This is a genomic window from Nostoc edaphicum CCNP1411 (assembly GCF_014023275.1).
GTDB classification, from domain to species: domain Bacteria; phylum Cyanobacteriota; class Cyanobacteriia; order Cyanobacteriales; family Nostocaceae; genus Nostoc; species Nostoc edaphicum_A.
Genome location: NZ_CP054698.1, coordinates 5,695,753 through 5,711,508, shown reverse-complemented (window position 1 = coordinate 5,711,508; position 15,756 = coordinate 5,695,753). Strand labels below are relative to the sequence as shown.

Genomic DNA, 15,756 nt, shown 5'->3' with positions numbered 1-15,756 from the left:
GACCTTTCGGGGAGAGGAATGGAAGTGGAATTCCAAGAATAAGTTGCACATCGCGTTACTTAGTCTTCAGAAAATACCAATTGAAAAAGAATTCAGGATTCAGCAATCTTTGAGTCAAGGATTCAGACCCGCCATTCTCTTGTTGACCACTCAATCTTAGATTGAGTGTGGGACTTAGACACGTTTATTCAGACGCTGGCGGACTTACTACCAGTGCCCTATCCAGCAGTTGCCTAGAATCCAATTCTAAATTCTGTCTCCTGAATTCTTTCTTATTAAAAATAAGTTAACTATATATTTTACTAAAAGCTTACCTATTCTTAAACTTGCACAATTAAGGTAAGGGATAAACAAATAAAAAATTCCGTGTCTATCTGTTTTACGTCAGAAACGCCGCAGATTTTGCGCTTCCCAAATAAATTAATTAAAAAATATAGTTCGGCAATATGCTAACTAACTTGTAATAATCACAAGATAAAGGTATAATGATCACTGTGATTGTGTGTAAAATCCCCGAAAATAAAGTGTTATAAGCATTTTATAATCACTGGATTTGTGTAGGTGTGAGTGAAAGGAAAAACATGACAAAACGATTCTGGAATCTTTTCAAGATTAGTCCGGTTGTTGTCGCTGCTACATTTTTCGCAGCGAATAGTGCCTTAGCAGCTGAAGTCAACGAGCAATTAACAAATGTTGCCCAGTTATCTGAAGCTCAAGAGTCTAACAACATGAGCCAGGTAACATCAGTTTCGCAATTTTCAGATGTGCAGCCCACAGATTGGGCATTCCAAGCTTTACAATCCTTGGTTGAGCGTTACGGCTGTATTGCAGGTTATCCCAACAGTACCTATCGTGGTAACCGTGCTTTGACCCGTTATGAATTTGCCGCAGGTTTGAATGCCTGTTTAGACCGAGTTAACGAACTGATTGCTACAGCTACCGCTGATTTGGTCAGCAAACAAGACCTAGCTACTTTACAGCGCTTACAAGAAGAATTTTCTGCTGAACTCGCAACCCTGCGCGGTCGTGTGGATGCTCTAGAAGCCCGCACTTCTGAGTTGGAAGCCAATCAATTCTCCACTACCACCAAGTTGGTTGGGGAAGCAATTTTTAATGTGTCTCAGGCTTTTGGTGACACAGTGGCTGATCAGGACGCTGACCCTAACAATAATCCTGATTTAGAGAGCAACACCGTTTTCTCTAACCGAGTTCGTTTGAACTTGTACAGCAGTTTCACTGGTACAGACCAACTGCAAATCCGGTTGAATGCTGGGAATATCATCAATAATAGTGGTCAAACTGGTACTCTCATGAGCCGTTTGGGTTTTGAAGAGAATACTGGCAACGATGTTGTGATTGATAAGGTTAACTACGCTTTCAACTTTGGTGATGCCATACGTGTAAAACTTGACGTGACTGGTGCTGAGTTATACGAAAACGTCAACAACTTCAATCCTGACTTTTCTAGTTCTGGTAGAGGTGCTATCTCACGCTATGGACGTTTCAGCCCCATCTATCGCCAAGGTGCTGATGGTGCTGGTTTGACTGTCACTTTTAACCCTAAAGGCGCTATCAGCTTGTCTGCTGCTTATCTATCCAACGATGCTAACAGTCCTACTACCAGTGGTATCGATCCTGATGAAAATAATGGACTGTTCAATGGTGATAGTACTATTTTTGGTCAATTAACTTTCCAGCCAAGCCAAGCCTTGAACATAGGTCTGACCTATGCTCGCAGTTATCAAGAAGATCCTAACGTCTTCGGAAGTACAGGCAGTTTCCTAGCGAATGATCCATTTGGAGGTGGTCGTATTGATTCCAACCATTATGGTGTACAAGCTAACTTCAGACCTAGCTCTAAGTTAACTGTTGGCGGTTGGGCAGGCTTCAGCAATGTGGAAGCTAGAACTGGTGCTGCTGCTGGACAAAGTGCAGATGTGTTTTACTGGGCTGCTACTCTTGGTCTAAAGGACTTTGGCAGAGAAGGCAGTTTGCTTGGCTTCATCTTTGGTCAATCACCCAGAGTAACTAGCAGTGAATTTGCTCCCGGTGGTGTAGAGCAAGAGGATCTAGACACCTCTTATCACGCAGAAGCTCTTTATCGCTTAAAGGTCAGCGATAATATTTCCGTTACACCTGGCTTGTTAGTTATCTTCAATCCTGATCATAACGACGCGAATGATACTGTCTATGTTGGTACTCTGCGTACTACTTTCTCCTTCTAAAATCGGGGAATCGGAAATAACGCTCAGAATTAGATAAACAAAACCCCACCTTGAGGTGGGGTTTTGTTTGGATTTTTCAATCTATGGGAACCGTCGTAATATCTTTTGGGGGGCGATCGCTACTCCAAGCCCACCACACAGAACCACAGTGACAGTAATAAAACTCTTGCCATTTGCGACGACGGTCTTCTGTAAGTACAGGCGATCGCCTATTTAGCCAAACTTTTTCAGCTTCCAGGCTACTGGAGTGGCAGTTAGGACAGCAAAACTCATAAGCGTGTGTTGCTTTATTCGTCCATTCAGGCGGGATAGGAACAAAAGCATCCATGTCGTTAAAAGTGTAGTCTTAATGGTTATCCAAAACTTTGAGGTTTGGAATTTGGCGGCAAACGAATACTATAAAATCCCGCCACACTATCAAACTGCTTAATCAATATTTTTAGGCTTGATCTGAATCTATTCAAGACTGCGGAAGCATCTCACAAATCAAAGGTTAACACGAAAAGTTTATTTTTTACACACCTAGTTACTATGCACATTATGACTAATAATTAAATTTATGGAGCCAAATGTTGAAATTCGCCGTTTGTTAGATGTGATGCCTGCTTCTGGTCGGATGACGACAAAACTTGTTAGTAAGCCGGAGCAAGCAAAAGTGATTGATGCCTCTTTTCCCCAACCCTGGAATCAAGGGCGACCAATATATATTAATTTCGATTTGTGGCGTCGCTTGACAAAGCCGCAACGAGATTTGCTGCTGTTGCAGATGGTTAGCTGGTTGACGGGGGTGAAGTGGTTTAAACCCGACATTTATCAAGGTGTGGTGCTGGCCGGGCTGTTAGGCGGATTCTTGGAAGCAGCACAGTCAGATGTGGTGGGTGTAGGTGTCGCTGGGGGATTAAGTGCGATCGCGGCTTTGCGGATCTGGCGCACTAATAAATCTCAAGAGTCAGAGTTAAATGCCGATGCAGCAGCAATTAAAATAGCACAGCGGCGCGGTTATTCAGAAGTTGAGGCAGCGCAGCACCTATTATCTGCCATTGAAGTGGTAGCCAAAATTGAAGGGCGTTCCAGTTTAAATTTTACTGAGTTGATTCGTTGCCAAAACTTACGAGCGATCGCAGGTTTATCACCAGTGGGTATGCCAGAAAGTTATAACAAGGAAAAATAAACGTCAGTGCTGCTCATTTGTAGCACCTTTAAACTGAAAAGGCTTTATATAAATGCAGATAACAAGCTTGCATAAGTTTTTGACGGCGACTGATGCCAATACATCTAAGTTTCAGATGAGATTTTGGTTTGGTTTAAACCTAATCTTTGCCATATTTTATAGTTTATTAGAACTACAGCAAGCGTTCAGCAACAAATATGCAGTGCAAGATGATGCGCGAGTATATGTTTTTTGGATGCAGCGATTTTTAGAGCCAGACATACTACCAAATGACTTAATCGCCGACTATTTTGAATCAGTAACCCCAGTGGGATTTTCTCATCTTTATAAGATAGTAGCAATGCTGGGTATTGAGCCACTCTTATTTAGTAAATTATTGCCAGTTTTATTGAAAATACTTACTATCTGTTATTGGTTTCCATTATGTATGCAAATATTTCCAGTGCCCACGGCAGCTTTTATCAGTACATTGTTACTGGCTCAAAACCTCTCCATGAGGGACGATTTAGTTTCTGCGTCGCCTAGATCATTTATTTTTGTATTTTTTATAGCGTTTTTATACTATTTATTAAGGCAATCTCTACTACCATGTTTGGGCGCGATCGCATTAGTAGGATTGTTTTATCCCCCGTTTTTGTTAATCATCGCCGGAATTTTAATATTAAGGCTTTGGCATTGGAAAGAAAAGCTACCTCAGCTATCTAATAATCGCCGTGATTACCTATTTTCCGTTACTGGATTGGTAACTTGTCTAATATTTATGTTGCCTTACGCCTTAAGTTACTCTAAATTTGGGCCAAGTATTGCAGGAGTAGCAGCCAGAGAATTACCAGGACTTGCAGAAACAGGAAGAATCTCTTTTTTCAGTGATGATCTAATTTGGTTTTGGTTGCTGAATCAGCACAGTGGCCTAATTCCAAATGTTTTGGAACATCCATTAAACATAATTGGATTATTTTTACCTATTATCCTCCACTATCCTCAACATTTTCCGTTAACTAAGCAAGTTACTGATAAGGTCAAAGTTTTACCTCACATTGCTCTGGCATCTGTGGTAATGTTTGGGCTTGCTCATTTACTACTTTATAAACTTTATTCTCCAGCCCGATACACAAGGTATACTCTAAAATTTATAGTGATTATTGCCACAGGTATAGTAATAGTGGCGATTTTAGATGCAGTTTTTCAATGGGCAAAGCAGCATCGAGAGTATTCATCTGGGCGACAGATATTAGTGTTAGGATTTACAAGTTTATTAGGAATTTTACTTTTCTTTTATCCATGCTTGTTGAAAAATTTCCCAACTAGCCTCTATCGGGTAGAAAAAAACCCACTAATTTATGAGTTTTTTCAGAAACAACCTAAAGACATTCTCATTGCCTCTTTGTCAGAAAATATAGATAATGTCCCTACGTTTTCTAAAAGGTCTATCTTGATCGGCTGGGAATACTCTGCTCCTTATCATGTGGGTTATGATAACCAGATTACCGAACGAGCTACTGATCTGATTCGCGCTCAATACAGCGATAATTTAGCAGAAGTACAAAACTTTATTCAGAAATATGGGGTAGACTTTTTTGTACTGGATGAATCAGCATTTACACCTGAATATATCACCATAAATCCTTGGTTTATCCAGTGGCAATCGATAGCAAAAGATATTTCATTAAAGCTACAGCAAGGAACTAATCCTGCTCTCTTAGGCATTTTACAGCGTTGTTCTGTCTTAGAAACTAAGGGCTTAATTGTTATACAAGCAAAATGTGTCGCCAAAACACCCCAAAAATAACACTTTTGCATCCTTTAGCTAGCTTGCCAGCGCTGATAACTAGCTGCTATGCATGAGGCTAATCTACACTGTAATAAGAGAATGTGTGTTTAACTAACTTAGATGTCCGAGAGTGAGGAGTTTAGTCATACCTTCTCGGTGTTGGGTTATAAAGTGCTTACCTCGTGTGGTAAAACTTAACTTAAATTCTGTCAGTTACTAACGGAGTTGATAGGAATAATGGGTAACTTGATTATTTTTGCCTTGTTAGTGGTTTACGGAGGCGGCGTTTGGAAGTTTTGGAATGGGTTTGGGCGGACAAATTTTAATCCAACTTTGACCAATCGTATTGGTTTATCTTTGCTATGGCCAGCTTTGTTTATTACAAATCAATCCTATCGTCGAAACTTTAGAAAGGCACTGAAGGGCTAGAGTTGACTATTAAGTCTAAGGTCATCTGAATCTTGACGGTGGTATATATCTCAATTGAAGAAGAATTCAGAAGTCAGAATTCAGGAGTCAGAATCTAATCAGTCGGGGATTCAGACCGGCGCAGGAATTGTTGCACCACCAAATCGTAGATTTTGTGGGGGGTATTAAACCCGGTTATTCAGACGCGACTCGAAAATACTCGCTCTAAGCGAAGCCATGCTGTTCGCGTTAGCGTCTCTGAAAGAGAAGGCTTTACGCTACGCTATCCACCAGTTATACAGAAAACATTGCTGAATTCTGACTCCTGACTCCTGAATTCTGTTTGATAAATCTAACTCACCAACCTCCCTTCCCTACTAGGGAAGAGAGGCTGGGTTTGCTTCTTTTAGGAAGGAGAGGAATTAGGGAGGGATAATTTCGTTAACCGTTGGAAAATATTTCGGCTGATGAATTTACTAATTATTTGCCATTGGTTAATAGATGGATTGCTGCACCTACGGCTGCACCATCAACAGCATTGCCTAATGTATCTTTCCTATCGCCAGTAATTACACCAGTTACTGCGCTAGCGCCTGCACCGACTCCGACATCTTGAACAACATTCCGGTTACGGCGATTGCGAGTGTTTCTCAGACCATTTGCACCATTGACAGCTGCACCAGTGACACCACCTTTAACAGCATTGTTTAATACACTACCATTTCCCCTAACTGCTCCGGTGACTACATTGGTAACAGCCCCAATACCTGCATCTCTTAATACTTGGTCATCAGCAGCAGCTGGTTTAGCGGGAATTATAGTTACACCAGCTAAACTTGCAGCCATGAGGCTGGGTAGAAGTGTGCGCTTTAGGATATTATTCATTGTGTTACCTTCTCAAAACATCAAACAATTTGGATAAAGCCGAAGTTACTGGAGTCAGAGAAAATCATATTTTTCACTTGGACAACAGCAACTATTTATTGTTTGAGGACATATATATCATTGCATTTGCAAAGTCATAACTGCATCCACTGAAAGCATGAATATAGATTAAGTCCTGAGAAGGCCTTGCTGATTTATTAGACGATACTAGAGATTACACATTGACAAAATAAACTAAAGATGCAGTATCTATTTTTAGATATGAAAGTTTTATTTTTTCAGTACTAGCAAGCGATTTCTGATGATCAATCGCGTACTGTTTACCCTATCTATCTAAAGATAGTTGCCAAAATAACGAAACTAACTGGTCGAGGTTAATATTTAATTCTCTTAGTTTAGCAGCCAAGCGTTGCGATCGCAGCAAGCAGAAGCGCGATCGCTCCCATCCTTCTTGTAGCAAATTACCCTAATTCTTCCACCAGCGCAACCAAGGTAATTCTAGATTCTGATATTGACCTTGCCAAATTCCTAATTCCACACCCATCGCTTCAGTTTATTTTTTAACCCAAGGAACAGCTTCGATATTTTCCTGATAAAATTCCTTATTTGCTATACGGTTGAAGTAGTCGCCTTTGTACTCAAAAAGATTTAACAGAATGAGTTCTAGATACCATAATCCAAGTTTATAAGTATCTATCTGTTCTGGAAAGGGTCGGTTAAGATATTTTTGACGCTTTTTTGGATTAGGATGAACGATTGCATTACGTATCTCTGTTAAAGCCTGTGCGCCATCAACCCAATTTAATTCTTTTGAGGCTTTGAGCAATTCAGTTAAGCTGTCAGGTATTTTTAGCGGGACACCACACTGTGAAAGGAGACGTCTTAGTTGTTCAGCTGCTGGAAGTTTTTTAAATTCTTGTTGACTGATGATAGCTTTTTCTTCCACTAGAAGAGTCCAAGCAAGGATTTCAAAAGCAGCTTGCATCAAAACAATGGAACCTTGTACAGCTCCGGCTTGAGCAATACTTTCCAAATACCAATGGATTGCAAACCTTATTGGCTGATTCCAAGTAGTACTTCGCCAGCGATTAAGGAAACCTGGAAAAAGTTTACCGAGACTGCAAGAATCTTGTGAATCTGCAAACCACGAATGCACACTTCGCCAGGGTGATGTTGTATAAGAAGTACAGTTTTCCCAAACCTTTTTCCCACTGTTGTCATAACCGACTAATAGAATGGGAGAAGTCCTAAAGCCTCTAGAAAAAGAGAGAAACCAATGCAAAGCTTCTAATATATCATCAGCTTCCTCTGTTGTAAAAGGCTTTTTATCGGAACGTTCAAGTTTCCCCACATGAGTTATGGCGTAGCCTCCTTTTGATTCAAGAGACTTTATAATATCTCCGAGGTTTTGCAGGCTGTCAATGGAAGCACTCCAACTCTCAGCTTTTAATATAAGCCTACCCCACCAAATTTGCCTTGGTGTTGATATAGCCATCCCGTGAAATTTATGAAAGTTGGTTAGGTGAAAGAGTATATGTGATAAATTATTTTCCGACCTTAATATTGCTGGTTTATTTAGAGTACCTGAAATATCCCCACTTTGATGCTCAAAGTCGATAGGAATACTAGAAATCCAAACTTCAGCAGAACTTTGGATTTCTGAAAGGTTTAGATTACCTTTACCAAGTTCAAGTTTAAGAAGGGACTCATTATTAGATTTTGAAAACAGGAACTTAACATCGGGAGATGGCAGCCATTCAAAGGAAACAGTACCATTTCCTTCATATACAGTTCCTTCTTGAGTAATTTTTAAGGAACCTTGATAAAGTTGGATAGGTTGATTAGGTTTTCCAGTCAAGTAAATTGGTATAAGTGCAGGAGGATCTTGTTTAGAAAGCGATTCCAAAGATTCCATTGAGAGTCTGGTTAGTATATTGAATAAATTTTTACTGTTACATCCTTAAATATACTAAGTCAGTTGAGCCAGTTCTTGCCAGGGTGATATCCTCTCAAACTCAAGGTTCTGTTCTTGCCCAATTATCCAAACTTAGTCCTTCAACCCGCAACAAGTCAGAATCATTGGAAACCAGAATTAAACCGCGTGCGATCGCTGTAGCCGCTATCAGTATATCTTGTTCTTGTATCTTCAAACCCCTACGTTGTAAATCCACATGAATTTCACATGCTCTCTCAATAATTTCTATATCATCCAAGAATAAAACTTCATATTTTCTATAAAACTGATTAAATTCTGCTATTTGCCTCGTAGCATTTACATACAAAAGCCCTCTTTTAACTTCATAATAAGTTATACAACTGATAAAAACTTCTTGTCCTGAACGATTAGCATCCCGTAGTTTCCTACTAACAGTTGCATTTCTCCTCAAAATGTAACTAACAATATTTGTATCTAATAAATAAGCCACTTTGTCTATTTTCGCTTTACTGCATCATCGTACATTTTGTTTTGCTCTGGGGTCAAATCATTTAACGTACCAGAAACCGCTTCTAAGACAAGAATCTTATCAATTCTGCGTGTCAGTTCATGCTCGGTTATAGCTCTGATTTCCTCTGGTGATAACTGCCCAAAGAGTTCTACTAACATTTCTATCATTTCCTGTTGGTTTAACTTAACTTGATATAAGCTATTACCTTTAATTAGCTTTTCAACGATTGGTGATATGCGATTACTCACTTCTTGATGATAATTAGCAACTTCTGGCATAATTCCCTCCATTTATCAAATAATTATCTTAATTATAAACAATTTTACTCAGCGAACCTCTGCGTTCCTTTGCGTTAAAAAAAAGGCGGGCCTTTCAGCCCACCCCACAAGATTTTGAGAATATTCTGTTGCTATTAACCCAACAATTGTTTAGCCTTAGCTAACACATTATCAACGCTAAAGCCAAACTTCTCTAAACAAACACCACCTGGAGCCGAAGCACCAAAGCGATCGATACTAACGCAATCGCCTTCAGTACCCACGTATTTGTGCCAACCGAAACTGCTAGCAGCCTCTACAGACAAACGCTTGGTGACAGCTTTCGGCAGAACTGACTCTTTATAAGCCGCATCCTGTGCTTCAAACAGTTCCCATGAAGGTAGCGAGACGACACGAACTTTCTTACCTTCGGCTGTGAGTTTTTCGGCTGCGGTGACGGCGAGGCTCAATTCTGAACCAGTACCAATCAGGATGATATCGGGTGTACCTTGGCTATCCACCACGGTGTATCCACCCTTCGCTACGCCCTCAATTGACGTACCTGCCAAGTTGGGGACGTTTTGACGGGTGAACGCCAACAGAGATGGAGCGTTTTCCTTCGCCTTCTCGATCGCTATTTTATAAGCGCCAGAGGTTTCGTTACCGTCTGCGGGACGAAACACTAATAAATTAGGAATGGCTCTCAAGGAAGCAAGAGTTTCAATGGGTTGGTGTGTGGGGCCATCTTCACCTTGTCCAATGGAATCGTGAGTCATCACCCAAATCGCGCCAGCTTGAGAAAGCGCGGATAAGCGGATGGCAGCACGCATATAATCTGTGAAGATCAAGAAGGTAGCACCGTAAGGGATTAATCCCGAAGTGTGCAGCGCTATACCATTACAGATTGCGCCCATAGCGTGTTCCCGCACACCAAAGTGGATGTTGGGGTTTTCATAGTGCCCTTTTTGGAAGTCGCCCTTGCCCTTGATTTCGGTCAAGTTGGAGTGGGTTAAATCAGCCGAACCACCAATCAATTCAGGTAAAACTGCCGCTAGTTTGTTGAGGCAGTTTTCTGAGTGTTTCCGGGTGGGCAATCCTTTGTCTTCTGGGGTGTAGGTGGGTAATACCTTATCCCAACCGTCGGGTAGTTTGCCGCTGATGTAGCGTTCAAATTCAGCCGCTTCTTGGGGATACTTAGCTTTGTAGTCGGCAAATGTTTTGTTCCAGTCGCCTTCGTAGCCTGCACCGCGTTCCACTGCTTTGCGTGCATGGTTGAGGGCGTCTTGTGGGACTACAAAAGGCTCGTGTTCCCAATTCAGTTGTTTACGAGTCAAGGCAATTTCGTCTGCACCCAAAGCAGCGCCATGAACGCCAGCAGTGTTTTGTTTGTTGGGCGAACCATAACCGATGGTAGTTGTCACCTTAATCATTGATGGTTTATCAGTGACAGCTTTAGCTTCTTCAATTGCTTTGGCGATCGCTTCTAAATCGGTATTGCCATCTTTGACATGCAGAACATGCCAACCATAAGCTTCAAAGCGCTTGGAAACATCTTCGGTGAATGCCACATCTGTGGAACCGTCGATGGAAATGTGGTTATCGTCGTACAGAGCGATGAGTTTGCCTAATCCCAAGTGTCCTGCAAAAGAACAAGCTTCACCGGAAATTCCTTCCATGTTGCAACCGTCACCTAAAATTACGTAGGTGTAATGGTCAACAATCTTGGTATCGGGTTTATTATATTTAGCGGCAAGGTGTGCTTCGGCGATCGCCAAACCGACTCCATTGGCAATTCCTTGACCTAGTGGCCCGGTGGTGACTTCCACGCCTGGGGTCATAAAGTTTTCGGGGTGTCCAGGGGTTTTGGATTCCCACTGCCGGAATTGCTTGATATCTTCAATGGTGACGCTATCGTAACCTGTCAAGTAAAGCAGGGCGTACTGCAACATCGAGCCATGACCGGCAGACAAGACAAAGCGATCGCGATTAAACCACTTGGGGTTCTTGGGATTAAACTTCATAAAGCGATCCCAGAGGACAAAAGCCATTGGAGCCGCGCCCATTGGCAATCCTGGGTGTCCCGATTTTGCTTTTTCTACGGCATCAACAGCCAAGAAGCGGATCGAGTTAATACAAAGTTCTTCGAGGGATTGGGTTGCAACAGCCATAATCTCTTGTTTTTAACGACGGGTTAGCACTCTTCGTAGCTTCTCTTGCTGGGGATTATTTTAGATTCCCCACAGTATCCTCATCATCCCACTCCCGCTTGTCGATGGACAAGCGGGATCTCCTGAGTTTCTGGTGATAAATCAAGCTGATAATTGGGTCATGCTGAACGCTTACTTTATATCGGAATGATATTTCTGATACTTTGGGCATTGGGCATTGGGCATTGGGCAAACGAGCAGAGTCGGATTAAACTACTGAATTCTGAATTCTGAATTCTGAATTCTGCCTCCTGCCTTCTGCCTCCTGACTTCTTTTAAACGTATTTCTTAAAGGCCAGTGTGACATTATGACCGCCAAACCCAAAAGAATTGGATATTGCCACCTCGACTTTTTGAGCGCGGCTAAAGTTAGGCACGTAATCTAAGTCACATTCTGGATCAGGATTTTCCAGATTAATTGTCGGTGGAATTTGGTCATTAGCGATCGCCAGTACTGTTGCCACTGCTTCAATACCTCCAGAACCGCCCAATAAATGACCTGTCATCGATTTGGTGGAGCTAATTGCTACCTTGTAGGCATATTCTCCCAAGGCTTTTTTGATTGCTGAGGTTTCAGTTGAATCATTAGCTGGGGTGCTAGTGCCGTGGGCATTAATGTAGCTGATTTGTTCGGGAGCTATTCCCGCATCTTTAAGGGCCAGTTCGATAGCTCTAGCGGCTCCGAATCCACCAGGTACGGGGGAGGTGATATGGTAAGCGTCACAGGTCATCCCATAGCCGATCATTTCGGCATAAATGTGAGCGCCGCGACTGAGGGCGTGTTCCAGTTCTTCTAGAATTAAAATTCCTGAACCTTCACCCAAGACAAATCCGTTGCGATCGCGGTCAAAGGGACGGCAAGCTTTAGTTGGGTCATCATTGCTAAAAGAGAGTGCCTTGCAGGCGGCAAACCCAGCTACCGACAATGGTGTGACAGCTGCCTCAGTACCTCCGCAAATCATTGCCTGGGCATATCCCCCTTGAATGAGACGAAAAGCATCTCCAATGGCGTTGGAGCCAGCAGCGCAGGCAGTTACAGGACAGGAGTTTGGCCCTTTAGCACCCGTGTGAATTGCCGTTAATCCTGCGGCCATATTGGCGATCATCATCGGGATCATGAATGGACTACAGCGATCGGGGCCACGGTTGAGGTAGATAGTTTGCTGGTCTTCTAATACCTTAATGCCACCAACGCCAGAACCGATCATGACACCGACCTGTTCTGCATTCAGGTCATTGATCACTAACTCCGCGTTAGCTAGAGCCTGTTTGGCTGCCGCGACCCCAAATTGGGAAAATCGATCCATCCGCTTGGCCTCTTTGCGCTCCAAGTAATCATGTGGATCGAAGTTTTTCACCTCACCAGCAATCCGGCAATCATGGCGAGACGCATCAAAAAATGTGATGTAGTCAATGCCATTGCGTCCACTTAATAATCCATCCCAATATTCTGTTGCTGTGTTACCTATAGGTGTAATCGCGCCAACACCAGTTACAACAACGCGTTTACGTGTATGATCTGTCATGATTCAGTTAAAAATGGCGAAAAAGCAGCAGGCAAAAAATTCGGGGTTAGTGAGTAAGTAGCGTCAGCCAGCGTGGTGTTGGGGGCTTCCACCCCACTTGTTTCTCCTGTTCGGAGACGCTACGCGAATACTTGAGGAAACCCCAATACCGCAGGGCTGCACCATGAGCGACTGGCGTTAGCTACGTTAGGAGCATCACCTCCATGTGACTAGGTGCGGGGAAAAATCTTCCCAATCCCCAATCCCCCATCTCCAATTAAGCTGATGCGGTAACTTTGTTATTGATGTAATCTACTGCGTCTTGAACCGATGTAATCTGTTCGGCAGCTTCGTCGGGAATTTCGATATCAAATTCTTCTTCCAAGGCCATCACCAATTCAACGGTATCCAGGGAATCTGCTCCCAGGTCTTCCATAAACTTGGATTGTGGTGTGACTTTATCAGGGGGGTCAACACTGAGTTGTTCGACGACGATTTTCTTGACCTTTTCAAAAAGTTCCGCTTGGCTCATAAATAAAAGTCCTTAACCACTTGCTACGATCTCCTCTAACGAGGAGACATTGTTTTTAGCATATACATCTTATCGTCAAGCGCGATCACCCGGATACTGCCAAGGATTTTTCTGTTAGAAAACCTTTCTTATAAAAAGAATTGGCAAGTTTTCTGGCAACACTTAGGCAGTGGAGGTTGATACGCCATTGCCGACACCGTGTAAATGCTTTGTTTTCCAATTATTGCTAAAATTTTTTACAATGTCTCTATCAGTATTTACAGCCTTGCTAGCAATAAAAATATGTAGCTGCTGCGGCTTTGAACCTAGACGGTTAAAGGGTCGCAAAACATCCAACATTAGAAATTCGGTGCTAACAAGGAATGATAAAACAGTTATTGTTTAGAGCGATCGCTCTAACCCAAACATACTTCTATGCTACCTCAGACACTCAAATACGCTTACTTCCCTGGTTGTGTTGCCCAAGGAGCCTGTCGGGAACTTTACCAGTCAACTCAAGCCCTTACCCAAGCACTAGGTATTGAACTGGTTGAACTTAAAAAAGCTGCTTGCTGCGGTTCTGGCACATTTAAAGAAGATTCCCAACTGCTAGAAGATACAGTCAATGCCAGAAATATTGCTTTAGCAGAAGAATTAAATCTGCCCTTACTTACCCATTGCAGCACTTGTCAAGGTGTTATCGGTCATGTCAACGAACACTTGAAAGAATGTCAGACTTCTAACCCTGTCTACATTGAACAGGTTAATGGCTTGTTGCATAAAGAAGGTTGTTCGCCTTATCGCGGTAGTACTGACGTTAAACATCTTCTCTACGCTTTAGTGACAGATTACGGTTTAGAGGAAATTACCAAACGTGTCACCCGAAAGTTAACTGGATTAAAATGTGCGGCTTTTTATGGCTGTTATCTCCTCCGCGCCCAAAAATCTATGCCCTATGATGATCCGTTCCAACCAGAAGCGATGGAAAATATGTTTCGGGCTGTGGGTGCAACACCAATTTATTACCGAGGTCGGACACAATGTTGTGGTTGGCCACTTTCTAGTTATGCCACTACCCAATCTTTTAAGATGGCGGGGATGCATATTCAGGACGCTTTAGCATCTGGTGCTGATTGTATAGTTACACCTTGCCCTCTGTGCCACTTAAATTTAGATTCGCGTCAGCCAGAGGTAGAAAAGGTAATTGAACAAAAGCTAGGTTTACCAGTGTTGCATTTACCGCAGTTGATTGCTTTGGCACTTGGGGTTAGTCCAAAAGAATTGGGTTTAGAACGCCACATTGTTTCCACAAAGCCAGTGTTGGAAAAATTAGGATTTTAGGGGAAACAATGTTCACGACTATCAATATTAAGCGAACACATACTTAGTGGTCTGTCCCATTAATTTTGCTGGGTTTGTAGTAAGCACTTAAGTGCTTAAAAATTCAGGAATAAAGTCCTTACTACAAACTTTTATAACCCTTCAGAACTAATGGGACAGACCATTAGTTTCAACTAAATTGTGGGAGTCCCCTTCCTCAACGCAACGAAGTGGAGTGAGGAGAGAGGAGGGATAGAAACTAGAAAACAGGGCATCGAACCCTGTTTTCTAGTAATGGATGATAAATTTCACTTGTTGTCAGATATCTCAAGTCCCTTAATTTAGGTATTTTGTAGGGTGGACAATACCCACCCAACCTAATTTCTGGTTTCTAGAGTGCGCCTTCATCTGTAGTTTTAGATTTAGCTTTTGCCTTATTGGCACTGCGTTTGAGGGCAGAAAGTCTTGCTTCGTATCTCGACCGTTGGCGCTTACTAGGAGTATTGTCAATCAGGGTTTTTAAGGCACTACCAAGACTCTTGTAGGCATTGGGGAGGCTATAACCAAAACGAGTTGCCAAAGCGATCGCTTTCTCATCAGCATTGAGCAATTCTTTTAGTTGCTTTTCCCCATTATTCTTTTGGTACAGTCGCCAGCCTGACACGCCACAAAGCGACAAAGCTAACACCAGCAGCAATCCATCTTGTACCCACAATTCGCCTACAGCACCACCTAAACCTATAGCTAGTGCTGCCATTTCCCAACCATCTTTGGGAATTGTGTCATTTTGAACGCGAGCAACTTCATGCCAGAACAGCAGATTACGCTGATCCATTGCGAGGGCATCCCATTTCACCAAGTCAATTTGAATTTCTACCTGGTCTTTACCAATTTCTTCGCAACGAACCAGGGGTGGATTGACCTCAGTTGTGCCTTCAACCGTGACCCAGCTCTGTAATTCTGGCGGTAATAAGCCTTTCAACCGCCGGAGTTCACTCATTTCCGCTTTGGCAGAGGAGGTTGCATAGGATGTCATAATATCCAGCCCC

Annotated in this window: 14 protein-coding genes and 1 pseudogene; 5 read left to right on the top strand and 10 right to left on the bottom strand. The window is 42.5% G+C overall.

The window, feature by feature from the left end:
- The first annotated feature begins 581 nt into the window (after positions 1-581).
- Positions 582-2,225, top strand: a complete 1,644-nt coding sequence (locus tag HUN01_RS26895; RefSeq protein WP_181928711.1) for an iron uptake porin — start codon at positions 582-584, stop codon at positions 2,223-2,225.
- Positions 2,226-2,301: 76 nt separating this feature from the next.
- Here the strand turns inward: HUN01_RS26895 and HUN01_RS26890 are convergent, their stop codons facing one another.
- Positions 2,302-2,553 carry a hypothetical protein gene (locus HUN01_RS26890; RefSeq protein WP_084227125.1) on the bottom strand — a complete coding sequence of 84 codons (252 nt, stop codon included), beginning with the start codon at positions 2,551-2,553 and terminating at the stop codon, positions 2,302-2,304.
- A 231-nt stretch (positions 2,554-2,784) separates the two neighbouring features.
- Here HUN01_RS26890 and HUN01_RS26885 point away from each other — a divergent pair, with 231 nt between their 5' ends.
- The 3 genes from HUN01_RS26885 (at position 2,785) to HUN01_RS26875 (ending at position 5,596) form a co-directional block, all read left to right on the top strand.
- Positions 2,785-3,396 (top strand): DUF3318 domain-containing protein, encoded by a 612-nt coding sequence (locus tag HUN01_RS26885; RefSeq protein WP_181928710.1) that lies wholly within the window; start codon positions 2,785-2,787, stop codon positions 3,394-3,396.
- Positions 3,397-3,448: 52 nt separating this feature from the next.
- Positions 3,449-5,185 carry a hypothetical protein gene (locus HUN01_RS26880; protein ID WP_181928709.1) on the top strand — a complete coding sequence of 579 codons (1,737 nt, stop codon included), beginning with the start codon at positions 3,449-3,451 and terminating at the stop codon, positions 5,183-5,185.
- 219 nt (positions 5,186-5,404) lie between these two features.
- The gene (locus tag HUN01_RS26875) at positions 5,405-5,596 is read left to right on the top strand and encodes a hypothetical protein (RefSeq protein WP_181928708.1); all 192 of its coding nucleotides are present in this window, start codon (positions 5,405-5,407) and stop codon (positions 5,594-5,596) included.
- A gap of 459 nt (positions 5,597-6,055) precedes the next feature.
- Here HUN01_RS26875 and HUN01_RS26870 read toward each other — a convergent pair whose 3' ends face one another.
- The 8 genes and pseudogenes from HUN01_RS26870 to acpP all read right to left on the bottom strand — a co-directional run bounded on the left by HUN01_RS26870 (position 6,056) and on the right by acpP (position 13,408).
- Positions 6,056-6,460 (bottom strand): hypothetical protein, encoded by a 405-nt coding sequence (locus HUN01_RS26870; RefSeq protein WP_181928707.1) that lies wholly within the window; start codon positions 6,458-6,460, stop codon positions 6,056-6,058.
- 325 nt (positions 6,461-6,785) lie between these two features.
- Positions 6,786-7,004 (bottom strand): annotated as a pseudogene (locus tag HUN01_RS26865) (hypothetical protein); the annotation flags it as partial.
- Positions 7,005-7,013: 9 nt separating this feature from the next.
- Positions 7,014-8,375, bottom strand: coding sequence for a YopA family protein (locus HUN01_RS26860; protein ID WP_181928706.1), 1,362 nt, complete (start codon positions 8,373-8,375; stop codon positions 7,014-7,016).
- Between the two features lie 100 nt (positions 8,376-8,475).
- Positions 8,476-8,886: a type II toxin-antitoxin system VapC family toxin gene (locus HUN01_RS26855; RefSeq protein ID WP_181928705.1), complete on the bottom strand. Its 411-nt coding sequence runs from the start codon at positions 8,884-8,886 to the stop codon at positions 8,476-8,478.
- Between the two features lie 5 nt (positions 8,887-8,891).
- A complete protein-coding gene (locus HUN01_RS26850; protein WP_181928704.1) occupies positions 8,892-9,185 on the bottom strand; it encodes a hypothetical protein in 294 nt (97 codons plus the stop codon).
- 134 nt (positions 9,186-9,319) lie between these two features.
- Complete coding sequence (tkt, locus tag HUN01_RS26845) at positions 9,320-11,332, bottom strand: transketolase (protein ID WP_181928703.1); 2,013 nt, start codon at positions 11,330-11,332, stop codon at positions 9,320-9,322.
- 314 nt (positions 11,333-11,646) lie between these two features.
- A complete protein-coding gene (gene fabF / locus HUN01_RS26840) occupies positions 11,647-12,897 on the bottom strand; it encodes a beta-ketoacyl-ACP synthase II (RefSeq protein ID WP_181928702.1) in 1,251 nt (416 codons plus the stop codon).
- A 256-nt stretch (positions 12,898-13,153) separates the two neighbouring features.
- Positions 13,154-13,408 carry an acyl carrier protein gene (gene acpP, locus HUN01_RS26835; RefSeq protein ID WP_069070709.1) on the bottom strand — a complete coding sequence of 85 codons (255 nt, stop codon included), beginning with the start codon at positions 13,406-13,408 and terminating at the stop codon, positions 13,154-13,156.
- Positions 13,409-13,822: 414 nt separating this feature from the next.
- On the opposite strand from acpP, the gene HUN01_RS26830 reads away from it, so the two are divergent.
- Complete coding sequence (locus HUN01_RS26830; protein WP_069070710.1) at positions 13,823-14,728, top strand: CoB--CoM heterodisulfide reductase iron-sulfur subunit B family protein; 906 nt, start codon at positions 13,823-13,825, stop codon at positions 14,726-14,728.
- A 370-nt stretch (positions 14,729-15,098) separates the two neighbouring features.
- On the opposite strand, the gene HUN01_RS26825 is transcribed toward HUN01_RS26830, so the two are convergent.
- A complete protein-coding gene (locus HUN01_RS26825; RefSeq protein WP_069070711.1) occupies positions 15,099-15,743 on the bottom strand; it encodes a DUF3318 domain-containing protein in 645 nt (214 codons plus the stop codon).
- Positions 15,744-15,756: the final 13 nt, after the last annotated feature.